The 23,054-nt window shown below is 54.4% G+C and carries 24 protein-coding genes; 14 read left to right on the top strand and 10 right to left on the bottom strand.

Annotation, left to right across the window (positions count from 1 at the left end; translation table 11 throughout):
• Positions 1-44 precede the first annotated feature (44 nt).
• Positions 45-344 (bottom strand): hypothetical protein, encoded by a 300-nt coding sequence (locus L6439_RS18040; RefSeq protein WP_237096528.1) that lies wholly within the window; start codon positions 342-344, stop codon positions 45-47.
• On the opposite strand from L6439_RS18040, the gene L6439_RS18035 reads away from it, so the two are divergent.
• The gene (locus L6439_RS18035; RefSeq protein ID WP_331253391.1) at positions 312-755 is read left to right on the top strand and encodes an FAD:protein FMN transferase; all 444 of its coding nucleotides are present in this window, start codon (positions 312-314) and stop codon (positions 753-755) included. The genes L6439_RS18040 and L6439_RS18035 overlap by 33 nt on opposite strands.
• 124 nt (positions 756-879) lie before the next feature.
• On the opposite strand, the gene L6439_RS18030 is transcribed toward L6439_RS18035, so the two are convergent.
• Positions 880-1,230, bottom strand: coding sequence for a DUF1360 domain-containing protein (locus L6439_RS18030; RefSeq protein WP_168178824.1), 351 nt, complete (start codon positions 1,228-1,230; stop codon positions 880-882).
• Positions 1,231-1,332: 102 nt separating this feature from the next.
• Here L6439_RS18030 and L6439_RS18025 point away from each other — a divergent pair, with 102 nt between their 5' ends.
• The 5 genes from L6439_RS18025 (at position 1,333) to L6439_RS18005 (ending at position 7,647) form a co-directional block, all read left to right on the top strand.
• Complete coding sequence (locus L6439_RS18025) at positions 1,333-1,491, top strand: hypothetical protein (protein ID WP_168178823.1); 159 nt, start codon at positions 1,333-1,335, stop codon at positions 1,489-1,491.
• Positions 1,492-1,791: 300 nt separating this feature from the next.
• A complete protein-coding gene (locus L6439_RS18020) occupies positions 1,792-2,823 on the top strand; it encodes a right-handed parallel beta-helix repeat-containing protein (protein WP_237096527.1) in 1,032 nt (343 codons plus the stop codon).
• Between the two features lie 249 nt (positions 2,824-3,072).
• The gene (locus L6439_RS18015; RefSeq protein ID WP_213468086.1) at positions 3,073-4,413 is read left to right on the top strand and encodes a radical SAM/SPASM domain-containing protein; all 1,341 of its coding nucleotides are present in this window, start codon (positions 3,073-3,075) and stop codon (positions 4,411-4,413) included.
• 711 nt (positions 4,414-5,124) lie between these two features.
• Positions 5,125-6,213, top strand: a complete 1,089-nt coding sequence (locus tag L6439_RS18010; RefSeq protein WP_213468087.1) for a S41 family peptidase — start codon at positions 5,125-5,127, stop codon at positions 6,211-6,213.
• Between the two features lie 30 nt (positions 6,214-6,243).
• Positions 6,244-7,647 (top strand): S41 family peptidase, encoded by a 1,404-nt coding sequence (locus L6439_RS18005; RefSeq protein WP_237096526.1) that lies wholly within the window; start codon positions 6,244-6,246, stop codon positions 7,645-7,647.
• Here the strand turns inward: L6439_RS18005 and L6439_RS18000 are convergent.
• Positions 7,611-8,156, bottom strand: coding sequence for a GNAT family N-acetyltransferase (locus L6439_RS18000; protein WP_168178820.1), 546 nt, complete (start codon positions 8,154-8,156; stop codon positions 7,611-7,613). The genes L6439_RS18005 and L6439_RS18000 overlap by 37 nt on opposite strands.
• Positions 8,157-8,591: 435 nt before the next feature.
• On the opposite strand from L6439_RS18000, the gene L6439_RS17995 reads away from it, so the two are divergent.
• The 5 genes from L6439_RS17995 (at position 8,592) to L6439_RS17975 (ending at position 15,067) form a co-directional block, all read left to right on the top strand.
• On the top strand, positions 8,592-9,116 hold the full coding sequence (locus tag L6439_RS17995) for a GNAT family N-acetyltransferase (protein WP_213468088.1): 525 nt from the start codon (positions 8,592-8,594) through the stop codon (positions 9,114-9,116).
• A 28-nt stretch (positions 9,117-9,144) separates the two neighbouring features.
• The gene (locus L6439_RS17990) at positions 9,145-9,984 is read left to right on the top strand and encodes a protein kinase family protein (protein WP_213468412.1); all 840 of its coding nucleotides are present in this window, start codon (positions 9,145-9,147) and stop codon (positions 9,982-9,984) included.
• Positions 9,985-10,391: 407 nt separating this feature from the next.
• Entirely contained in the window at positions 10,392-11,804 is a 1,413-nt protein-coding gene (locus L6439_RS17985; RefSeq protein WP_213468089.1) for an alpha-L-fucosidase, read from the top strand.
• Positions 11,805-12,149: 345 nt separating this feature from the next.
• Positions 12,150-14,390, top strand: coding sequence for a heavy metal translocating P-type ATPase (locus L6439_RS17980; RefSeq protein ID WP_213468090.1), 2,241 nt, complete (start codon positions 12,150-12,152; stop codon positions 14,388-14,390).
• Complete coding sequence (locus L6439_RS17975) at positions 14,387-15,067, top strand: sulfite exporter TauE/SafE family protein (RefSeq protein WP_213468091.1); 681 nt, start codon at positions 14,387-14,389, stop codon at positions 15,065-15,067. Before L6439_RS17980 ends, L6439_RS17975 begins: the two co-directional genes overlap by 4 nt.
• A 68-nt stretch (positions 15,068-15,135) precedes the next feature.
• Here L6439_RS17975 and L6439_RS17970 read toward each other — a convergent pair whose 3' ends face one another.
• The 4 genes from L6439_RS17970 to pdaA all read right to left on the bottom strand — a co-directional run bounded on the left by L6439_RS17970 (position 15,136) and on the right by pdaA (position 18,128).
• Positions 15,136-15,561 (bottom strand): FixH family protein, encoded by a 426-nt coding sequence (locus L6439_RS17970; protein ID WP_213468092.1) that lies wholly within the window; start codon positions 15,559-15,561, stop codon positions 15,136-15,138.
• A 190-nt stretch (positions 15,562-15,751) separates the two neighbouring features.
• Positions 15,752-16,060 carry an antibiotic biosynthesis monooxygenase gene (locus L6439_RS17965; RefSeq protein WP_213468093.1) on the bottom strand — a complete coding sequence of 103 codons (309 nt, stop codon included), beginning with the start codon at positions 16,058-16,060 and terminating at the stop codon, positions 15,752-15,754.
• 44 nt (positions 16,061-16,104) lie between these two features.
• The gene (locus tag L6439_RS17960) at positions 16,105-17,106 is read right to left on the bottom strand and encodes a Gfo/Idh/MocA family protein (RefSeq protein ID WP_213468094.1); all 1,002 of its coding nucleotides are present in this window, start codon (positions 17,104-17,106) and stop codon (positions 16,105-16,107) included.
• Between the two features lie 212 nt (positions 17,107-17,318).
• Positions 17,319-18,128: a delta-lactam-biosynthetic de-N-acetylase gene (gene pdaA / locus L6439_RS17955; RefSeq protein WP_237096525.1), complete on the bottom strand. Its 810-nt coding sequence runs from the start codon at positions 18,126-18,128 to the stop codon at positions 17,319-17,321.
• 352 nt (positions 18,129-18,480) lie between these two features.
• Between pdaA and L6439_RS17950 the strand changes: the two genes are divergently transcribed.
• The gene (locus L6439_RS17950; RefSeq protein WP_213468095.1) at positions 18,481-18,975 is read left to right on the top strand and encodes a hypothetical protein; all 495 of its coding nucleotides are present in this window, start codon (positions 18,481-18,483) and stop codon (positions 18,973-18,975) included.
• A 74-nt stretch (positions 18,976-19,049) separates the two neighbouring features.
• Here L6439_RS17950 and L6439_RS17945 read toward each other — a convergent pair whose 3' ends face one another.
• Both L6439_RS17945 and L6439_RS17940 read right to left on the bottom strand, forming a co-directional pair.
• Positions 19,050-19,592 carry a DUF1697 domain-containing protein gene (locus tag L6439_RS17945; RefSeq protein WP_213468096.1) on the bottom strand — a complete coding sequence of 181 codons (543 nt, stop codon included), beginning with the start codon at positions 19,590-19,592 and terminating at the stop codon, positions 19,050-19,052.
• 39 nt (positions 19,593-19,631) lie between these two features.
• The gene (locus L6439_RS17940) at positions 19,632-20,729 is read right to left on the bottom strand and encodes an AI-2E family transporter (protein WP_168178809.1); all 1,098 of its coding nucleotides are present in this window, start codon (positions 20,727-20,729) and stop codon (positions 19,632-19,634) included.
• Positions 20,730-21,100: 371 nt separating this feature from the next.
• Here L6439_RS17940 and rpiA point away from each other — a divergent pair, with 371 nt between their 5' ends.
• Together rpiA and L6439_RS17930 are read left to right on the top strand one after the other, a co-directional pair.
• Positions 21,101-21,796, top strand: a complete 696-nt coding sequence (gene rpiA, locus L6439_RS17935; protein WP_168178808.1) for a ribose-5-phosphate isomerase RpiA — start codon at positions 21,101-21,103, stop codon at positions 21,794-21,796.
• A complete protein-coding gene (locus L6439_RS17930; protein WP_213468097.1) occupies positions 21,793-22,065 on the top strand; it encodes a hypothetical protein in 273 nt (90 codons plus the stop codon). The genes rpiA and L6439_RS17930 overlap by 4 nt, the downstream gene beginning before the upstream one ends.
• A 70-nt stretch (positions 22,066-22,135) precedes the next feature.
• Here L6439_RS17930 and L6439_RS17925 read toward each other — a convergent pair whose 3' ends face one another.
• Positions 22,136-22,987 carry a helix-turn-helix transcriptional regulator gene (locus L6439_RS17925; protein WP_213468098.1) on the bottom strand — a complete coding sequence of 284 codons (852 nt, stop codon included), beginning with the start codon at positions 22,985-22,987 and terminating at the stop codon, positions 22,136-22,138.
• Positions 22,988-23,054 lie beyond the last annotated feature (67 nt).

Raw genomic sequence — 23,054 nt, 5'->3', positions numbered from 1 at the left:
TGCGCGTTTGACGACAGGCGAATGCGCCAGCGAGATGATATAGATCACATACATCCGTATGCGTCATCGACGATAATTTTCATATTTTTCAGGGCAACATCTATAAGGAGGTTCATGACTATGACGAACATGACCAAGGTCAAGATCATAGGGGCGGCAATTCTTTTGTTCGTCATTATCGGAGTTGGATATTTTGTGTGGCCGAGCGCTTCCGGTTCCAGCACGAAAAATTCGCCTGTGATCTTAAGTCGATACGGTGATTCAGTTGAAGCTGTACGGGGACGAAGCGGGCTGAGAAGCATCTTGGCGACATCGAGAAGCTGCTGGATCGCATTGATCGGCAAATCAATAGGAGCAATCCGGAGAGCGAGATCTCCCGGGTGTATGCGGCTGCGGGAAAAGAAGCGGTCAACGTCTCGCAAGATACCTTTGATCTGGTGAAGACGTCCGTAGAGTACGCCCAAGCTGCGGAGGGGACTTTCGATCCGAGTGTCGGATCTCTCGTTAAGCTGTGGAGGATCGGAGCGGGCGGGCAGCATCCCCCTGCTGATTATCTCATTGAGCAGGCCAAGTCGCTTGTGAATGATAAGGATATTGAACTTGATGAGAAAAATAGGACAATCGCCTTTTGGGAACAGACGCCGGACGTGGAAGGCATGTTCATTATGGAGGATAACAAGGTATACGTGACTTCGGGCTTGCATGGGAAAATGAAACTCACGAGCTCGCAGTATACCCTTGTTGATGGAAATTGACGCGGTTGCGAATTGCACAGGAGCCGGATGGGGCTTGATGACAAGCGCTAACCGGCTTCTTGGCATGCAAAAAACCGGTCCATTTGACCGGTTGATGCGCACGGCGGGGCGGCGTGCCGCGGTTCTACAGTCTATTCAGCACGAACTGCTCGATAAGAGCGGCGAGTCCGGCGACGGCCAACATCAGCAGCAGAGGGAACGATGCCGGCACGTACCAATACAGGGCCGTGAGGCAGCCCGCACACCATATGCCGGTGCACCAATGGCAGCTTAGCAGCGTTCCCATCCAATGGCGGAAGCCTGTGCCCCGGATATCGACTTGCCGGATGACGGTTCCATTCTCTTGAGGCGCGTACGTGACGGTCATAAACGGCGCCCGCAGCGGCCAGGTGATATCGTCATAGACGATGAGATGGGTCAGGCGGAACGATGCCAGCGCCAGAATGACCAGGTGAATCCAGGTCAATTCATCCATGCCAGGTCCTCCTTCATAAATGCGTGATACCAGCCTGTCCAATCCTTCTCTCTTCTACCTGCATATCATAGAGCGAGGTAAGAGAAATGGAGGTGACCGCTGATGTGTTTCTGCAATTCGGTGAATCGGCTCAATTCGAAGCCAGGCAGAACGATAGAGGTCGTGAATAACACGAGAGTACCGTCTCCGCCGCAGCAAATTGTCGTTACGGCCCGCCCGATCGAAGGCGTGGCGAGCCCGCAAGCTCATTGGCAGAGATAATAATTCTGTCCCTGCGGAGAGATGTCCGTATACCGTATGCTATGTAGCGGTTCCTTACTTGGTTCCCGGCGGGAGCGCAAGTGAGGCCAGAAGCGGAAGCCCAAAAAGACCAGACCTGTCCATCTGGTTTTTTTGGGCTGTCTTCCGCGGCGATTCCCGCGGCTTGAACATCGCGCCAAAAGAAATTTGCAAAATCCCATCCGCAGGAATGATTTGAACCGTTTGAACATTATATAATTAAAGCGGTTAAACTCTATGGCGAGACTAAGGCTACTTGTAAAAAAAGGAGGGTGTTCAACGATGACAACAACAAACAGCGGATGCGGGCGCAAGCCGGGAAGGGGAAGAAGAGCCGGATGGGCCATCCTGCTTCTCGTGAGTATGCTCGCCGCGCTGGGAACCGCCCACGCCGAACCGCGCAGCGTGCCCGCCGACAAGACCGCCGATGAGGCGATCGCCTGCGGAACCGCTTCCTGCCTGCAGAACGCCTTGAAGAAGGTTGCTCCCGGCCAGCGGATCGTGCTGGCTCCTGGCACCTACACGGGGAGCTTCTCCTCTGATGTGAACGGGACCGCGAGCCAGCCGATCCGGATAGAGAGCAAGGATCCGGCGAACCCGGCGGTTCTGTCCGGCTATAACGCCGGTTCCGGCTACAGTCTGCGCATTCGCGGGGATTATTGGATCATCAGCAATCTCAAATTCACCAATGCGCAAAAAGGAATCATTTTGGATCATTCGAATCATACGCTGATCACCGGTGTTGAGGTCTATGAGACAGGGATGGAAGCCGTTCATTTCCGGGACGGATCGTCGTACAGCACCATTCAGAACTCCCGCATTCACGATACGGGCAAAACGGGGCCCGGCTACGGCGAGGGCGTCTATGTCGGCTCGGCGGAAGGGGCCAGCTACAACCCGAACACGCATTACAATACGATCCGCAATGTCATCTTCGGCCCTAACGTCGCCGCCGAGCATATTGACATCAAGGAGAGAACACTCGGCACGGTGGTAGAGAATTGCACCTTCTACGGCGAAGGCATCAGCGGGGCGAACTATGCCGACAGCTTCATCGACGTGAAAGGCAACGGCGCCGTCATCCGCAACAATATCGGCTACCAGAACGGCAACAGCCATATCGCCGACGCTTTTCAGGTTCACCAGGTTGTACCGGGCTGGGGCATGAACAACGAGTTTTCGCATAATACGCTCTACCTGACCGCTCCTTCGGTCTACGTCATCGGGGCCTACGGCAACGCGACGGCCACCGCCATACAGAACACGAGAAGCCCGGAAGGCAATATGTACAAGGGCAACGTGACGATTCAATAGTATGCGGGGGAAGTAAAGCAAGGAGGAGAATCGCCGGCTGGCTGGAAGTGTAGTGGACAAGGGAGAGAACGAAGGGATCTTGCGGGGTCCCTTTTTTTGATCATTTGATTGAGTGAGCCGTTGCGTATCGTTGTTATGGAAAAGAACAACATTCACTCCAAAATTGTAATAAATGTCGTATATCCACATATTTACAATTGATATATTCGATGTGATAATACTTTCCAGAAAAGGGAGTGAGCGTTTTCTATGAAAAATTCGTATTATAATTTTTTCTTTGATTTTCCCGAACATACGAAGAAACTGGCATATAACGCGAGATCCGGCTCTTTGGCATTAATGGATGTGGACAAGTATAACTCATACCATGATTTTGTTGAGTCAGGCAAAACTATTGATGATGAAAATCTAGTTCGCGATTTGCAAAAGGGCGGGTTTCTCATTGATGACAACCTGAATGAACTAGACATCCTGCGGCATGAACTCTACACACATCGTTATTCTAGCAACCATTTAGGAATAACAATAGCTCCTACATTGCAATGTAATCTTAGATGCATATATTGCTACGAAAAAGAGAATTTAAAAAATTCATACATGTCGGAGGAGACACAGCAGGAGCTGGTTGCGCTTGTTGAAAAACAAGCTAAGTATCTCGATTCTTTAAATGTCACATGGTATGGCGGAGAACCTCTGTTGGCGTTCGATATCATTGTTTCAATGACCGAGAAATTTCTCGATATTTGCAAGCGTTTTAATATACAGTATTCCGCAGGGATCATAACAAATGGTTTCAAATTAAGTAGAGACTTAGCCGCAAAATTTGCAAAGCTCCAAATATCTTTTGTTCAAATTACGTTGGATGGATCGAGGGAAACTCATAATACGAGAAGACCTTTGCGAGGGGGACAACCTACTTACGATAAAATTTTGAGCAACATTATTAAGGTTGCTGATCTGGTCAATATATCGATTCGAATCAACACCGATGTGCATAACAAGACAAGTCTCGAGCAACTGCTCCTTGATATAGAAAAAAATAATTTAAAAGAAAAGGTAAGTCTTTATCTTGGTCATGTACAAGCTAACAACGACTGCTATGAGACAAACTCATGTATGACGAGGGCGGAGTTTTCAAAATATTCTTATTTGTTTGATAAAGAAGCCCATTCGAATGGATTTAATACGAAGCATTATAGAGTACCAAATCGAATTACAAATTTTTGTACGGCAGATCGGAATAATTCCTTGGTTATCGATCCGGATGGTCTTTTATATAATTGTTGGGTCGATATTGGAGACAAAGAAAAAGCTTTTGGGAGCATATCCAATTCACAAACAGGTAAGCCAAATAATGAAAAATTGTATTTAGACTACTTGACTTACGATCCAACATTGGACGAACAATGCAATAAATGCAAATTGTTACCTGTATGTATGGGCGGATGTCCAAAGTCACGGTTGAGCAATGACTCGAACCGCTGTTCGGAATATCGGTTTATTTTAGAAGAACAACTAAAAGAAATGGCGAATTATATTCTTTCCAATCGGGAAGAAACCATAAAAAATAATACAGTTTCAACAAGCTAAAACGATAAGCAATTTCCGCGTTAGAAGACTCCACGAGTATATTCATAATCCGAAGCAGTTGAGATGATTATACTTCATGCTATAAACATACCTGCAAATTACCCTGCACTGCAAACGAATACAACCTGTTTACCATTAACAAAATTATTACTGCGTATGAGGCAACCAAATGGGACAAAAAACAGTCCCAGACGGTGTCCACATAAATTTAGAAGAATTGGAGGCGAGCCGAAAGCAATAAAATTTAGATGTAAGGAGAAGCGATGCCTATGAATGTAACCTAACCCGCTCTGCCTAAGCCAATAAATATAAGCGTAAGGAGGAAAAACTATGGATTTTTTATTAATGAATGATTATCCTCTTTTCCCGAACGCATCATGTACTGGGCGCTGTGATCAACATACATGCGGCTTTAATACTTGCAAAGACCATTGCTTTGCCAATGTACATTGCAATCCGCGCATGGATCCCTGGTTTCGAAATGATTCCAAAAAATAAATGGTAAAGGAGAGGTTGGGCGATGGATTTTCTCTATCTAAACCCCGACATAAACATGTTACAAGATTGTACTGGACACTGCACAACGAAAACATGTACCTATAACACGTGCGGAACTCATTGCTTTGCCAATGTGCACTGCAATCCGCGCATGGATCCCTATTTCAAAGATACTCCCGCAAACTAAACCTGGTGCGAAGGAAAAATACAACGATGCAGCTCCTTGATGGTCCAAGGATGGATAACTTGCCGCTTTCTTATGCGTGGCTGGAAGACGGCATCTATGTTACATCGAGTTCAGGCTGGTTACATAGGGGGGACAAAGTCATCGAATTCGGTGGAAAAAATGAACAAGAGTTACTCACGATGTTCCGTGCCTCTTTTTCAGTTGACAATGTATACTCGCTTAAGTCAAGAGTCAATTTCAATAGCATATTCACTTCGCCTCCCTATCTTCAATATTTCGGCTTGATAGAGGGAAACCAAGTTCAACTCGTCGTGGAGCGGGGGAATGAGGTCATAGAGGGGAAGCTGCAAATGAAAAAAATGCTGAAATTTGCAAGCTCCTATCTGACCAGGGAGCGATTGGATTATACGATTTCCAAAGAAGATGATCTGGCGGTTTTGTATATCGATAGCTTCGCTGTGTTAGACGACACAACGAGGTCTTTGATTCGGGACTTTTTCATCGATGTCAAAAGGGAACAAGTGAATCATGTGGCCATTGACTTGCGTTTCAACCCTGGCGGGACAACGTTAGTGGAAAATTACATAATGTCATTTTTGAATGTAGATTCCTACCGTGATTTTAAGACAGTAAACCGGTATTCTACGTTTACTAGCCAATATACATACGATTTCCCCTTTGGCACAGAGGAGATGCAGAGTCTGGATTCAGGAATGATTTCCATACCAAGTCATGAGTATAGCTTCAACGGCAAGCTCTATGTCATCACATCCTTTCAAACATACAGTGCGGCAACAAATTTCGCGGTTAATATTTACGATAATAACTTGGGGCTTATTGTTGGCGAGCCTTCCGGGAGCAAGCCCAGTTCCTATGGCAGCATTATTTTATTAGAACTTCCCGAATCAACACTACGCTTGTCGATTTCCTATAAGTGGATTGAACGGCCATATACGACGTTAAAAAACCGTTATGAAGATGCGTTGCAGCCGGACATCTACGTTCCGACCACATACGAAGATCTGGTGCAAGGGCGCGATCCGCAATTAGAAATGATCAAAAAGCTGATTCGAGAGGAACGCCAACAGGGGCGTATACCACTTTCTTTGAGGTGACTTGTTGTGCACGTTAGGAAAAGACTATTGTTGCTGCTAAGCGTTATATTATTGCTGTTACCGCTTAGAACCGATCGGATAAGAAACCCGTATCAGGACATAGCACATCCTATCCAGCTAACCAAAGAACAAATAAAAAAAGATTTAGATTTTCTGCAAGAAATTGTAATGGAGGTTCATCCCAAAACTTACGGGGGTGTGCCCATAGAAGTACAGCAGGCATTCCGAAAAGCCTATAACGATGTACAATACGCAAACAATGTCCAGCAGTTCTATTTTCTCACGCAACAAGTGATGAATGCGCTTCAAGATGGGCATACAACGATGCTGTTCCCTGATGGTCCAAGGATGGATAACTTGCCGTTTTCTTATGCGTGGCTGGAAGATGGCATCTATGTTACATCAAGTTCAGGCTGGTTGCATAAGGGGGACAAGATTATGGAGATAGCAGGCAAAAATGAACAAGAGTTAATCTCGATGCTTAGTTCTTTTTTTTCAGTTGACAATGTATATTCACTCAAGACCAGAGTCAATTTGAATAATATATTCACTTCGCTTCCCTACCTTCAATATTTCGGCTTAATCGACAGAAACGAAGTGCAACTCGTTGTGGAACGGGAAGGGAAGGTGATTAAGGGGAAGCAGGAAATAAAGAAAATGCTTAAGTTTAAAAGTCCTTTTCTGACAAGGAATCGATTGGACTACACTATTTATAAAGAGGACGATCTGGCTGTTCTCCATATCGATAGTTTCGCTGCGCTCGACGAAGCAACGATGTCCGCAATTCGGAATTTTTTCATAGATATCGAGAGAGAACGGATTCATCATGCAGCCATTGATTTGCGATTCAATTCTGGCGGGACTACTCTTGTGGGTCATCACATTTTATCTTTTATGGATGCGGGATCTTACCGAGGTTATAGTACAATAAGCCGCTATTCTAAGTTCACAAGTGATTTGATTCATGAGTTTCCTGTGCTTGAACCGGGGTTGCATAAGCATGACGGGGGAGTTATAGAGGCAGCGCTCCGTCCCGAGCGTTTTACGGGGACATTATTTGTCATTACATCAAACCAAACCTACAGTGCGGCTGCAGATTTTGCAACTATCGTACAGGATAACGATATGGGCATCATCATAGGAGAGCCCACAGGCGGGAAGCCAAATTCATATGGCAGTTCAATCGTACTGCAACTGCCCGAATCAAAGGTAAAGGCCGCCATATCGTACAAGTGGTTTGAGCGTCCAGATAAGGGAGCGTCGACATATGATGCAGACTCATTAGCGCCGGACATCTTCGTTCCGACCACATACGAAGATCTAGAGCAGGGACGCGATCCGCAACTGGAGATGATCAAGAAGCTGATCCGGGAGGAACGGTCAAGGTTCCCCTCCGATCACTCCCTGCATCTTCCCATCACTATGGTGTTATAGTAGTTACCGTCAGACAGAATCTTGTCGTTTTTTAATATCCCTTCGATCTCAAAGCCCAGCTTCTTATAAAGGGCGATAGCTTTCTCATTGGTTTCTAACACATTCAACGTGATTTTGGTAATGCCTGTGGAGTCGGCCCAAGCAATCGATTGTGTTAGGAGATTTTTACCGATGCCATATCCCCAGAATTCTTTTTGCACGCATACGCCGAATTCTGCTTTGTGATAGAATCTTTTTAATTGGCTTCCCTCGCATCGGGAAAACCCGACGATCCGCTCTTGAACGACCGCGACTAAAAATATGTTTCTTTTCTTTTCGGAATCGGCTCTTATCAATTGTTCAAAACCGGACACATCAATGAACGCTTCTCCGGGTTCTCTGTCTAAAAACTCGGTCTCTCCGTCAATTTGCACCCGCAATGCGGACAGCTCCTTCGCATCCGTTGCGGTGGCCGATCGAATCGAATAGGCGATTCCATTCGCTTCAAAATCTTGTGTGGGAATGATCATGAATATATTTCACTCCTAAGATTGGGGGGATGAACAAACTTATCTTTCCCCGTTTTTAATGACCTATTTTCCAAATATAATAAGCATAGTCTATCATAGGCGTGTACAGATTATAAGACCGTAACATTCAATAACGTAGTCAATAAAACTCTGGCATTACATCCATCTGTCTGTCCCGCGAATTTTGGCATCACTTTACCGACTAACGGTCCTGCGACCAGCTTTACCAATAAAACAACCGTTTCTAGGCAGTCTTGTTTCTACGCGTAAATTGTCAGCCGTCTCTATCATCATCCTTTCTTGATAACACCATGTTATTATAGCGATCCTGAAAACTCCTACATAAGTGAACATATTGTGAACATATACATGGTTAATTTTTGCTCAATCCTGCCAAGAGCTTCAATATTGTTATCCTACGAAGGAGGAGAAACCATGTTCATCCGACAAGCGGAAGCGAAGGATGCTCAGGCCTTTATTGATTTTTGCGCCAGATTGGATCAGGAGACGAAGTTCATGCTCTATGAACCCGGGGAGCGCAGTCTTACCCCGGAAGATCAAGCCCGGCGGTTCTCGAGCTTGCATGAATCGAAAGATTCGATTATGCTGTTGGCCGTCACCGATCGGGGAGACATCGCCGGGTTTGCGGCCGGCATCGGCTCCAGACTGAAGCGGTCCCGACATGCGGCGTCTGTCGTTATAGGCATACTGCAGCATTATGCGGGCCAAGGCTTGGGCAGCCGGCTGCTGGAAGAAGTGGAGAATTGGGCCGCGGCGACAGGCAAGCATCGGCTCCAACTGACGGTCATGACGCATAATGAACGGGCTATCCATTTATACGCGAAGCGGGGCTTTCGGATCGAAGGCACATTAAGCCATTCTTTGCGAGTGGACGATCAATTCGTGGATGAATATATGATGGCCAAGCTGATACATGCCGGGGAGGATTCCAGTGACTGAACAAGGACAACAAGCAACAACGGTACGAATGGATGACGTTTCTTTTCATGTGAAGCAGGAGCATGATTTTTCCTGGCTGCGGGGGTTGGGCCGCGTATTTTGCGTGTTCGACCAGCAGGATTCGGGCAATCTGTCCTTCGGTGTCGAGCGGGATGGCATCCGGAGCTTCGTGAAGTATGCCGGCGCGCGTCCCGTCCGCTATGCGGGAGAGCCGCGGGATGCGATCGCCCGGCTGGAGCAGGCGATGCCGCTGTATGAACAATTGCGGCATCCGCATCTGATTGCGCTGCGGGAGCATTTTCGCGCGGGAGACGGGTATGCGGCCGTATTCGATTGGGTGGAGGGGGAGAGTCTCCATCCGCATGAATCCTTCCCGCCGCCCGCCAAATATACCCGCCCGGAATCTCCCTTCTACCGGTTCCGGCAGCTTCCGATCGAGCGCAGGCTGGCAGCGATGGAGGCGGTGTTGGCGTTCCATGACCACGCAGAGGCTTGCGGGTATGTCGCAATCGATTTTTATGACGGCAGCTTGCTCTACGATTTTCAGCGCCATGCGATGACGATCTGCGATATCGATATGTATGCCCGGAAGCCGTACACGAATACGATGGGCAGGATGTGGGGCTCCTCGCGCTTTATGTCGCCGGAGGAGTTCGAGCTCGGAGCGGCGATTGATGAGCGGACGAATGTATTCAATATGGGGGCGATGGCCTTCGCGCTGCTGGGCGGGGGGATCGACCGTTCTTATCCGCGGTGGGAAGCGGGGCAAGCCCGTTATGAGGCGGCCTGCCGCGCCGTGGCGCCGAACCGGGCCGACCGCTATGCTTCCGTCGCCGAATTCCATGCGGCATGGCGGCAGGCTGATTGAGAGGGACAGAAGAGGGATCGTGGCCGATCCCTCTTGCCAATCCGGGCTCCTCGTTCACGATTGGACGCCAGCGTGCTGATCAGGAATGGCATGAAGGGTGTGGACGAGGAATTCGCTGGCGCTCGGATGCGCGACCATATATTTCCTCCCATTTGCGGCGGTGTCAACAGACGCCGGCCTGATTTTTGTCATGGTGCAGAGCCCCCTTCGATATGTCGATTATGAACGTCAAATGCGGACAGGATCACAGCGGAATCCGCGCCGCACAAGGGCGGAACGGCCCGGCATGCGAAAATGGTCAAGCGCTGCGAATTTGACCAATTGAACTTTGTAAGCGTTTGTAATATATATGAGAGGCAGATAGGGCAATCCAAAAAGAAGAGATGATATGCGGGAGGTCAAGACATATGAGTGAACAGGCAGGACAGCCGCAAGCTGCCTTAAATGAAGAACACGAGGAGCAAGTCGTGCAGCAGGGCGTGCACAATTTCAGCGCGGAAGAAGAGTGGGTGAAGCCGACCGATCCGCTGCTGCTTGAGCGTCTGGAGTGGTTCAAGGACCAGAAGCTCGGCTTCATGATGCACTGGGGTCCCTATTCCCAGCTGGGGATCGTGGAATCATGGGCGCTCAGCGACGCCGATGCGGACTGGTCGCGCGACGGCATCGACTGGGATGTGGACAGCGAAGAGCTGAAGCGCCAATATTTCGATTTGAACAAAACCTTCAACCCGATTCGGTTCCAGCCGGAGCTATGGGCGGAGCTGGCTGCGGATAACGGATTCAAATATCTTCTTTTCACGACGAAGCATCATGACGGCTTCTGCATGTGGGACACCCATACGACGGACTACCGGATTACGGGACCGGACACTCCGTTCCACCGCCATCCGAAGGCGGATATTTGCAAGCATCTGTTCGAAGCGTTCCGTGAAAAGGGGATGGCCGTCGCGGCTTATTTCTCCAAGGCCGACTGGCATTCCCCGTATTATTGGGCGCCGGGAATGGAGCGCGGGACGTCGACATCGCGGGGGCCTTCCTACGATCCGAGGGAATATCCGTGGCTGTGGGAGCAATTCGTGAAGTTCACCCACGAACAGATTATGGAGCTGCTGACCCGCTATGGCCGCATCGATGTGCTGTGGCTGGATGCAGGCTGGGTCTACGAAGGGGCGCGAGGGCAGGATATCCGCCTCGGCGAGGTGGTCGAACGCGCCCGTCAGCACCAGCCGTGGCTGTTGTCCGCTGACCGCACGATCGGGGGGCCTTATGAAAATATTATTACGCCGGAGCAGACGATTCCGTCCGGACCGATGACGGTGCCGTGGGAGAGCTGCATTACGCTCGGCACGTCGTTCTCGTTCCGTTATGAGGACAAGTACAAGACGGGGCGGCAGCTGGTGCACATCCTGCTGGAGGTTGTGGCCAAAGGGGGCAATCTGGCGCTGAACGTCGGACCGCAGCCGGACGGCCGGCTTCCGGAGGGAGCGATCCGCTCGATGAAGGAGCTTGGCGCCTGGCTGAAGGTGAACGGGGAAGCCGTATACGGCACGCGCATTTGCGCGCCGTATTTCACGGGCCGGACCGCATTCACCCGCAAAGGGGACACCGCGTACGGATTCTATTTGTATCCGAACGGGAACGCGCCGGTCGAGCCGGAAGTATGTCTGCCGTATACCGGGCCAGTCTCGGCTGTCGAATTGATTGGCGCGGACGGGGCGTTGGAATTTACCCGCACGGCGGAAGGCATTGCCATCCGGCTGCCCGACGGGGCGGCCGCCGGACCGGTGCCGATCGCGCATGCGTTCCGATTGCTAGCCTAACAAATCGTTCAACCTCATCCTGCACTCGCGGAAGCCGGTCAGCCAGACCGGCTTCTTTGGCATGCGTCCGTTCCAAGCTCCCTTCACGGCTCCTGGAACCGATCCGCCGTTCTCTTTTCCGGGGGCCCCCTTCCCGAGGGGCGGCCTTCCGTCAGACGGAAGTTCGGGGATAGTCCCATCGGGTCATCCTATTTTGGACGGGACGTGCATACGTTCTAGTAAGGGGACAATGGATTGGGCCCGCCCCGGCACAGCAACTCGCAGCCTTCGCGGCTAAGGAGCGGAAGCGGCAGGGGCAGGCGCAAGCCGGAAATGTACTGTACATAGGGAATGGGGGTGAACTCGTTGGCGAATCGTTCCTCCGGCACATGGAAACGGCATACGCTGCATATTACGGGCATGAACTGCGCCGCCTGTGCGGTTCGAATCGAAAAGGCGTTGCGGCGAATGGAGGGGACCGGCGGAGTGTCCGTCAACTTCGCGGTCGGACGGGCTTCGGTCGAGCTGGATCCGGCCCGGCTGGAGCTGCGGCAGGTCGAGGACAAAGTCGTCCAGCTTGGCTTCGGCATACGGAAGGATACGGAGGCCGGCTCCTGTCTGGGGACGGACGTGAAAGGGCTGTGGATCCGCTTCATCGCTTCGGCCGTGCTCACGCTGCCCCTGCTCTGGACGATGTTCTCCCATTACCCGCTCACCTCATCGGTATGGGTGCCGGAGCTGTTCTTCCAGCCCTGGTTCCAGCTGGCTCTGGCTACGCCGGTGCAGTTCATCATCGGCATGCCGTTCTACTTCGGCGCTTTCCAGGCGCTGCGGAACCGGGGAGCGAACATGGACGTGCTGGTGGCGCTCGGCACCTCGTCGGCCTATTTCTACAGCCATTATTTGGCCATGAAGTCGATCCAGTCCCCCGCTGCCGCAGGACAGCATGTTCCGCTCTATTTCGAGACCGGCTCCATGATTATTACGGTCGTGCTGCTCGGCAAGCTGCTCGAAGGAATGGCCCGCCAACGGACGATGCACGCGATGCGCGGCCTTCAGGAGATGCAGGCCGATTATGTCCACGTCATCCGGATGCAGCGGGAGAGGCGCATTCCGACAGAGGAGCTGCGGATCGGCGATCAGGTCGTCATTCGCCCCGGCGAGCGGATTCCGGTGGACGGCGTCATCATGCGCGGGTATTCGGCGGTCGACGAATCGATGATGACCGGGGAGGGAATGCCGGTCGACAAAAGCGCCGGGGGGCAGGTGATAAGCGGGACGATGAACTTGAACGGGATCCTAACCGTGGAGGCGCAGCGAATCGGTTCCGATTCCACACTTGCGCAACTGATCCGTTTGATGGAAGACGCCCAATATTCGAAGCCCCCGATACAGCGCCTCGCGGACACGATTGCGAGCTATTTCGTTCCGGTTGTGGTCGTCATGGCCGGCCTCACGTTCGCCGCCTGGTATGCGCTGCTCCAGCCCGGCGACTTCGGCCATGCGCTCGGATGCGCGGTCTCGGTGCTTGTCATTGCCTGTCCGTGCGCCATCGGGCTGGCAACTCCGATCTCGATTCTGGTCGGCTCCGGGCGGGCTGCCCAGCGCGGGATTCTGTTCAAGGAGGGCCGCTTCATGGAACAGCTCCATCAGACGGACGTCGTGCTGCTGGACAAGACAGGAACATTGACCGCGGGGAAGCCGGAGCTGACCGATGTCATTCCGCTGGGCGCTCATTCGGCGCGGAGTCTGCTTCGCTGGGCGGCCGCTGCCGAGCGGCCCTCGGAGCATCCGATATCGCGCGCGATCTTGGCGGCGGCCGAACGGCAGCGGCTGATCGTGCCCGAGGCGAAGCGCTTCGCCAATATTCCCGGCTGCGGCATTCGGGCGGAGGCGGAAGGGAAGCGCCTCTTCCTCGGCGCGTACGCCAGGCTGAAGCCGCAGGGGATTCGGGCCGAGGGCCCGGATGCGGGCGGAATCGCGGAGCTGGAGCGGGAAGGGAAGACGGTCATCGGCATAGCGGTCGATAACCGGCTCGCCGGCTTGCTCGCCATCCGCGATTCGCTGCGCCCGACCTCGGCCGAGGCGGTGCGGCAGATGAAGCGGCTTGGCCTGGAGGTGATGATGGTGACCGGCGATCAGCGCATGACGGCCGAAGCGATTGCGAGAGAGGCCGGGATCGAGCATATTGCCGCCGGAGTGCTGCCGCAGGAGAAGGTTGAATGGGTGAGGCGGCTGCAGCGCGATGGGCGGAAGGTGACGATGGTGGGAGACGGCATCAATGACGCGCCCGCATTGGCTGCGGCCGACATCGGCATCGCGATGGGGCAGGGGAGCGACATGGCCGGCGAAGCGGCGGACATCCATCTGCTGCGCGGCGATTTGCGCGGCATCCCGGAGGCGATGCACATCAGCCGCCGGACGATGGCCAATATCCGCCAAAATCTGTCCTTCGCCCTCATCTACAACGTCATCGCCATCCCCTTCGCGGTCATGGGCTGGCTCGAGCCGTGGATGGCCGGAACGGCCATGGCGCTCAGCTCGGTCTCCGTCGTCGGCAACGCCCTGCGTCTGCAGCGCCCGGACCGCAGGGGGGCGGCCTCGTGAGCGGCGAGGGCCTCTGGCTGGTTGCCGCCTCCGGACTCCTGAGCGCTCCGCACTGCATCGGCATGTGCGGGGGCATCGTGATGAACTTCGCCTTGAATGCGAAGGGCCCGGCTTTGGCGGCGGTACTGGCTTATAATGCGGGACGGGTGGTGACCTATACGGCCATGGGAGCGGCGATGGGGGCCGCCGGCAGCTTCCTCGAATTGACGGGGAACTGGGCGGGATTGCAAGGCTTGGCCAGTCTGCTGGGCGGTCTTCTCATCCTGTTGTGGGCCTTCCGCCGCGTGGCGCTGCCCTTGGAGCGATTGAGCCCGGCCCGGATTCCGCTCGTCCGCGATTGGATGGAGCGGCTGCGGGGAAGCGGGAATCTCCGGGCCGTGCTGGCGAGCGGGCTGCTGTTCGGTTTCATCCCCTGCGGCTTGACCTACGCGATGCAGATCAACGCGGCGGCCAGCGGCAGCGCCCTCGGAGGCGGGACGATCATGGCCGTATTTGGCCTCGCGACCTTCCCGTCCCTGCTGGCCGTCGGCTTGTTCGCGGCCGCGATCAAGCGCTCCCTTCGCGCCCGGCTCATGAAGGCCGGGCAGCTTGCCGCCGCCGCCATCGGCATTCTCTGCATTCTGCGCGGACTGTCCGCGAACGGCTGGATTCCGTCTCTCCATCCGTGGCTGTGGTAAGCGGGCGCAAGCCGGGGGTTCCTCCGCCGGACGGCCAATGGCCAAGCCGGCCGCGGCAACAGCTCAGCCTAGCGCGCCGCCTCGAACCGATGCACGGCCGTGAACGTCCCGTCATCCAGCTCGAACGACGCCTCGGCCTGCCAGGTTCCCGGCATAAGCGGAACCGCTTCGCCTGTATAGATGCCCGGCTCCGCCTGCTCCAGCTTCACCTGGTACGTGCCGCAGAGCATGTCGGGCATGGCGAGTTCAACCGCGATCCGGGCATCGTGGACAGGGGAGCCATCCGCCGTCTGCAGCGTAACCCGCAGCTCATTGGACTGCAGGACCGCGGCGGGGTTTGCCCCTAACCCGATCTGCGCCTGGACCGTCCCCAGCTCCGCGCGGGTGACCGGCTCGAACTCGGCCGCGCTTTTCCAGGCGTAGCCGACGGCGGTCAGCAGCAGGGACGCGAGCAATGCCGAAGCATAGAGGGCATATGTTTTGTTGACGGACATCGGTCCACCTCCTCGCTGATATGCGGCTACTAATGTGTACCCGGCCGCGGCCCCATTTATGCCGATGACATCTCCGGCGGAACGTCGGGACAGGACAGCAGAAGCAGAACAGGGCAGGCGCCCGGAAGCGCGCTGCCCTGTCGTTGCCGCAGTCGATAGAGAAGTCTATATCGCGTCGAGGGAATCGCAGTCAAGCGTTATGACTGACGACCATCTCATATTTGTTCAACGAAGCGCCCAGCATATACTCCTTCACTTCGCCGCCGCCGCGGTGCGAGTCGCGGAAGGCGTCGCTGGACGTCCAGCCGCGGAACGCCTCTTCGTTCTCCCATACGGTGCATACCTTCAATTCTTCTTCGCCTTCCTTGCCTTCGCCGAGCCATACTTCCAGACGGATGAACCCGGGCATCTGCTGCACGCCTTTCGCTTCCGCGAACCGTGCGGCGACCTGCTTGCCGTGACCTGCCTTGATGCGAATCGTATTGGTAACGACCAACATGCGTCTCTCCTCCTCATGAATGAAATTGGTGATCCTAGTGCGAATCAGGGCTGAAGCTCGTCCAGACGGATCGGCCGGCTGCGCCGGACCGACAGATTGGCCGCTTCCATCAAGCGCGTAAGCTCAAGGGCCATATGTATATTGGCGTCTGCGGTCGTTCCTTGCTGGATATGGCTTACCCATTGATGGAACGCGCTCGGCCGGTTGGCTGGAATGTCGCGTTCCATCCAGCCGCCGGCGCCCTGCGCTTCCAAGCGGCTGCTGCGCACGAGCATCCGGCTCTCCGGCGTGCCGTACAGCAGCGTTCCGTCGGTGCCCTGCAGCTCGATCGTGAACGGGGAGCAGCTGTTCACGAAGCCCGCTTCCACGAGCCCGAGGGCGCCGTTATCATACTGGAGGACGGCGACGGCATTATCTTCGACGTCCTTCCCGGTGACATAGCCGTAGTGGGCGCTGACCCGATCCGGCTCGCCCAGGAACAGCCGCGTCAGATACATCGGATGGCAGCCCAGATCAATCAACGCTCCGCCCTGACATTGCTCGGCATCGAAAAAATGCTCCGGCAGCCAGCCGGCAAGCGCTCCGTTATGGGACAGGCGGACTCGAACGAGCGTCAGCTTCCCGAGCAGCCCCTCTGCCAGCACCTGTTGAATCGCTTCGGTATAGCCGTCATTGAGCCGCGGGAGCGAGACGGTCAGGACGACGCCGGCTTTCTTCGCGGCATCCACGATTTCATTCGCTTCATGGAGCGTCGCCGCCACGACCTTTTCCGTAAAAATATGCTTGCCTGCCGCGGCCGCCTTCACCATCACCTCGCGATGCATATTGGTCGGCGCGTCCACGATGACGGCGTCGATGCCGTCCTGCTTGAGCAGTTCATCCAGCGATTCGTAGAACGGGATGCCGCGCGCCTCCGCTTCCTTCCGGCCCCGATCGGGAATCTCGTCCCATACGGCGGCGATCTCCGTATCCGGATGCTCCTCCGCCTGCCGGGCATAATCGTTGGCATGCACGTGCCAGAAGCTGACCATCCCTACTCTAATCATCGTCATCATTCCTTCCCTGTCGTAAGGATAAGAGCAATCTACAACTACACCCTTACCTTATCAAATATTGGACAAGGTAGCCAATGCTGAATTCAAGCGGCGGAAGGATAAGGCACGGGCAGGGATTGCCGGCTTCTGACAAGGCTTCCCCGATAGAAAAAGCCGATGCCTGCCCGTGAAACCGGCAGTGCATCGGCCTTCGTTCGCCCGTTCTAGGTTCCCGGCTTTGGCTGCGGGCCTGGAGCCGGGGCCGGCTGGCGCTGGAGCCGATCCAGCGGGAGGAATTCGTATCCCTGCTGCCTGGCCGCATCGATGATCGAACCAAGCGCCTCCGCATTGTCCTTCGAGATCGCGTGCAGCAGAATGACCGCTCCCGGGTGAAGCTGGCTCGTTACTTTGTCATAGGCGTGGCGCGCCCCCTTCTGGGCATGTACATCCCAGTCCATGTAAGCAAGCGACCAGAAGACATTCGTGTAGCCCATGTCGCGGGTCACCTTCAGCGTCCGGTCGCTGAAAATGCCGCGCGGAGGCCGCAAGTAGGCCATTTCCTTTTGGCCGGTAACACGGGTGACTTCGGATTTTACCTTATCCAGTTCCTCACGGATTTGTTCGTTGGACACCGTCGTCATATCCGGGTGGCTCCAGGAGTGGTTCCCGATGATATGCCCTTCGCTGACCATGCGCTTCAGCAGCTCCGGCTGGCTCTTCACATAGTGCCCCGTTACGAAGAAAACGGCCGGCACCTTCTTTTCCTTCAACGTATCCAAAATGCGCGGGGTATACCCGTTCTCATAGCCGTTGTCGAAGGTCAGATACAGCACTTTCTTGCTCGTATCCCCAAGGAAGATGGCGCCGTGCTTGTCGACAATATCCTTGAACCCTTCCTCGTTAATGGACGGCAGTTGGCCGTTCACGCTTCTCTTGAATCCAAAATGAAAGGCAGGCCCGTCTGCGGCAGCCGGCAAGGCGTGAATCTGAACCAGCAGGGCGAGGGCGAGGCCGATACGGATGAGTCGCTTCATCTTTATACAGCTCCTTGTCATGTCATTCCCATTTCTTGATGACGGTCATATACAGAAAATTATCCCTCATTCTTCAAATATTATCCGGGTCTCGCTTCACGGTTCTCTCGGGACGGCCGGACTACCCGCACAAGCCTGTGTCGATTAGCCAGATGGGAAAGGAGCTCAGATAAGTAGTGTAAAATAACTATAATTGGAATTTTGTAAATAATCTTAAAGTATTGATTAAATGTTCCGATATAGTAAAAAAGGAGTGTATATCCTTCTATTTATGAGTCTTTATAACTATTTTACAGCCGAGCTTTCCCTAAAATGCTTGGCCCGGCGATGTTGAAACTGAAGGAGGATTTTTATGCTGTTTAGCCGTACCGTTCGTTTGCCCTCATTTGTGCTGGTCGGGGAATATTGCGAGACGCTGGAAAAAATGCGGCGGGTATGCCGCACCTTGCCCTTCCTGCCCGGTTCCGGTCTGCTTCCGGCGGAAGCGCAAAGATACAGCATTGGCCTTGGGATGAATGGCCTCTATTTTGCGGGCCTTCCCTATGCGCGATCGTTATTTTGTTCGGAACAAGCGAAGCGGCTCACGTTCCATTTCTTTCAGGGAGGAATTTATCGGGTCTCTCCGTTGGAAGCGGAGGCTGCCGATATGGACGGGAAATCAATGGAGGGGGCGGCCTTGCCGGTAGCCGTCCTGTCGAACGGCAGGGATGTCGTCTATGAGTTCCGGCGCATCGGCAATACATATGCCGAATCGAGGCTGTACATACCGGTGGGCCGCTTGTCTGCGGAAGCGGGCCTGCCGATCCGTGTCAGAAGCCGGTGTCTGGGCAGGTTCACGGTGGCCTGACAGACGAATCCCCTGACGGTTCCAGCCGCCAGGGGATTTTTCATAACCGTTTTTGCGGGGATGTACAGAGCGGGCTACTCGGCCATTGCCTGTGCCATAGCCGCTAGCTTCTTGACCGTATTCCAGTTGCGCGTCGTTGACGGAACATCCAGCTTGGCAACCCGGTTAGCCAGCTTGGAGTTCCGTATGCTCTGATCGAACCAGAGATATATCTCCCGCCCGTGAAGGGAGAACTTGTCCGGTTCGTTTTCTCCGCCGGGGAGGCGGCCGAGCTGCTCTTCCGCCGGAGCCTCGGTCATGAAGGCCGCGTACAGGCTCGCCTTGTCCGGCGAAGCGTCTTCCGGATAGGGGCAATCCGCGATCAGCCGCTCCAGCTCCGGTGCCGTCCGCAGGATCACCGTGACCGGCATATCGAGGGCCGCCAGGATGCCCTGCTCGATGCGCTGGCGCAGCGGAGCTTCCTCCTCGCCGGAGACGAACAGGACATTGCCGCTCTGGATATAGGTCTGCACTTGCTGCAGCCCCATTTTTACAAAGATCCCTCTTAAGTCGGCCATTTTGATCCGCTTATGGCCGCTTACGTTAATGCCTCTCAGCAGAGCGATATAGATCGCCATCGGCATCGCCTCTTTTCCTTCGGATAACATGACACCCAATCAGTGCTCGTCTGGCCGGGACTTGTGTTCCTGCCTCGACTCCTCCGCCCGATCCGGATCGCCCTTCGCCTTCGGCTGCTTGGAGAACACGTTGACCTCCAGCAGATCCAGCAGGAACATGAAGATCGGAATGCCGAGAATCAGCCCCCACACGCCCATGAAATGCTCGGACACGATTAGGATGGCAAACGTATAGAATATCGGCAGATGCACCTTCGAGGACATCAGCTTCGGATTCAAAATATAGGATTCAATGGCATGGATGACAATAATCATGATGATGACCATAACCACCTTGCTCAATCCGCCGACGCTGAAGGCGATCGCGCAGAGCGGAATCAGCGAGATGATCACGCCCATAACCGGGATGAGCCCGAGCAGAAAGATCATAATCGCCAGTCCGAACAATTGCGGGAAGCCCATCATCCAGAGGGCTAGCGTGGACAGAATGCTATTGACGAGCGCAATCAGGAATTGGGCTTCAATCACCTTGCCGAAGGAGTAGAGGAACTTTCTGCCGAAGTACTCCAATTCGTTGTAGAACGGGCCGACCTTGCTTTCTCTGAATTTATTGGTGAACTCATGCACCCGCTTCTTGTCCAGATTGAAGAACAAGCTCAACACAAGGGCGATAACGAGATGGGTTCCCCATTGGCTGATATCCGTAATCGACTTGACGAGGAAGCCGAAGCCCTGATTCAGGTAGCTGGCCAAATCAATCTTCTGCAGCGACTCCATAATGTAGTCCATGATGGCATTGTCGTACACATCCGCTTCCTTGTAGAACCGGATTATAATTTGAACCAACTGGTTGATCTGGGTAATGACCTTGGGCAAAAAGTTATAGGTTCCCGCCCCCAAAATGGATAACAGCGCCGCATAGAGAAGAATGACGGTGACGCGGAAATCGATGTTTACATATTTGCGGAGACGCGAATAAAGAAAGGTATGAAGCCTGTCGATCAGGAAGGTTAAAATAAAGGTGAGCAAGATAAGATTGAGAATGCTTCTCACCGAGAATAGCAGGACGATAAGAAAGAGAAGAGTCACAATCCTTCTCACGCCCGCTCCTTTGAAAAAATCTTTCCACATCTGCATCCAATGTATGGCTCCTTTAATGTAAGCTATGAAAATGTCTGCTCTACCACTATCCTATTCAAGAATATGATACCTCATACTTCAAAGCAAGCTTCTTGGAAGAGTATCTCCCGGGGGAGGCGGTTTTCTTGGCGGGAAGACGGGCGGAACGAATAGAACCGCTTTATGGATGGATAAAATAGGAGGAAATGGATGGGGCGGATGATGCTCCGTTCTGTCCGGAGTAAAAATGTTCCAACGTCTGTCTGATGCGGAGGCCGTGAATGGCATTCAAGGATGGATTCGTTCTATAATGGAGAGAGCAAAATCTGCAGCAGGCTGTGCCGGCCGCATGCGCGGCTTGGGCACGGCGGACAGGAAGGGGCGAAGCCATGGAAGCGAAGCGAGCCGCCGCCGAAGAGGCGGTGAAGTTCATCCGGGACGGGATGACCGTCGGACTCGGCACCGGCAGCACGGCCTACTGGGCGATTCAGGCCATCGGCGCCCGCGTGGCGGAAGGGCTCCGTATCCAAGCGGTGCCCACCTCGGAGGCGACGGAGCGGTTGGCGCGGGAATGCGGCATTCCGCTGCTGGACAAGCTGACCGAACTTGATGTGACCATTGACGGAGCGGACGAGGTGGATGGCCGGTTGAATGCAATCAAGGGAGGCGGCGGCGCGCTGCTGCGCGAGAAGCTGGTTGCGGCCGCCAGCCGTGAGCTTATTCTTATCGTGGACCACAGCAAGTGCGTCGCCGGTCTCGGCGGCTTCCCGCTTCCGGTCGAGATCGTCCCGTTCGGAGCGGAGGTGACGATGCGCCAGATCGGCCGGCTCGGCTGCCGCCCCGTTCTTCGCGAGAAGGGGGGGCGCCCATTCGTGACGGATAACGGCAATTATATCGCGGATTGCGCATTCGGCCGCATCGCAGAGCCCGGGGAACTGCAGCATCAGTTGAAGCGGATTACCGGCGTCGTGGATCACGGGCTGTTCATCGGCATGGCGGACAAGCTGATCATCGGGCACGGCAGCGGCGCAGTCACGGTGCGGGAACGCGAAGAGAACGATACGACCAAGGGGAGAGAGACATGAACGTAACGATTGTGCGGGCAGATATGAAGAAGGATGAGGACGGCTCCTACCTGGGGCATGTTGCCTTTCAGCCGGAAGGATTTCAATCGGCCTATGAAGTGACCTTGTTCAGCAAGAAGGGCAAGGAATGGGACTACAGCTTGAGCTTCGCCGGCGATTCCGGCAGCGAGGAAGAGATTCTGGCTTTGGACGACAGGCTGGAGGAAGATGACGACCTGTTCGAGGAACTGTTGGAAGCGGCATGGCGGATGCTGCCGGAAGAAGCGTAGTCCTTCATCCCTTCGCCAAGTGAGCGCCGGGTTCCTTGACATCCGCATGCACGGAGAGCCCGCGAAGCCCTCACTCCCGGGTTCGGTATTGCCGGGGGGAGAGGCCCGTCCATTTTTTGAACAAGCGGGAAAAATAATAGGCATCCTCATACCGGAGCAAGGCGGCGATATGCTTGACCGGGGCATCGCTCCCGCGCAGCAGCCGCTTTGCTTCTTCCATTTTCAGCCGGTGCATCCATTCATGCAGGGTGCAGCCGGTCCATTTTTTGACTTTGCGGCGGAGCGTCGGCACCGACATCTTCGCCATGCCGGCCAGCCGTTCATCCTCAATCGGTTCGTACACCGCATCGTCGAGCAGCGCCAGCAGCTCGGCCTGCAATTGTTGTTCCTTCCCGTGAGCCGGCCGCGGCTCCAACCGGCTTCCCCGATCAAATACGAGCAATTCGAACAGCAATCCAGCCCGATCCAGCAAATAAGCCGAGCCGATCTCGATTAGCGCGCGGAGCTGAGCATGCCGGGCGGGCCAGAGCATCGGCTCCAGACCGCTGCCCGCATCCGCGCCTCCCGCGTAATAACGGTACAGTTCCTCCGCCCGCCAGCCATCGAAGCAGAAGTAAGACAAGACCCATCCTGCGGCAGCGTCAGGGAGCAGGGCGAATTTCTCCTGCGGCTTGACGATGAACCATGCCCCCGTCTGGAGCCCGATCATGCCTTGCCGCTCCGTATGCCAGCATCCGGCTCCGCGCTCTACCGCCCCATAGACCCAGCAATCGCATATCAGTTCGCTGCATCCGGCTACCGAATCGCGCGTCTGGCCGCCTTCCCGCAGCCGCAGGCGTTCCGCGGCGCTTCCCCTGCGCTCGACCGGAGCGGCAGCACGGATCCGCGCCTCCTTGACCATATAATCCAGGAAGTTGATCATCCGTGTCATTTCACCTCGGCTCAGACCTGCCTATAATTTGATGTATCCGCTTACATGAAAAGGCGAA

This window comes from Paenibacillus dendritiformis, assembly GCF_021654795.1.
GTDB lineage: Bacteria > Bacillota > Bacilli > Paenibacillales > Paenibacillaceae > Paenibacillus_B.
This window is presented reverse-complemented; position numbering and strand designations above follow the sequence as displayed.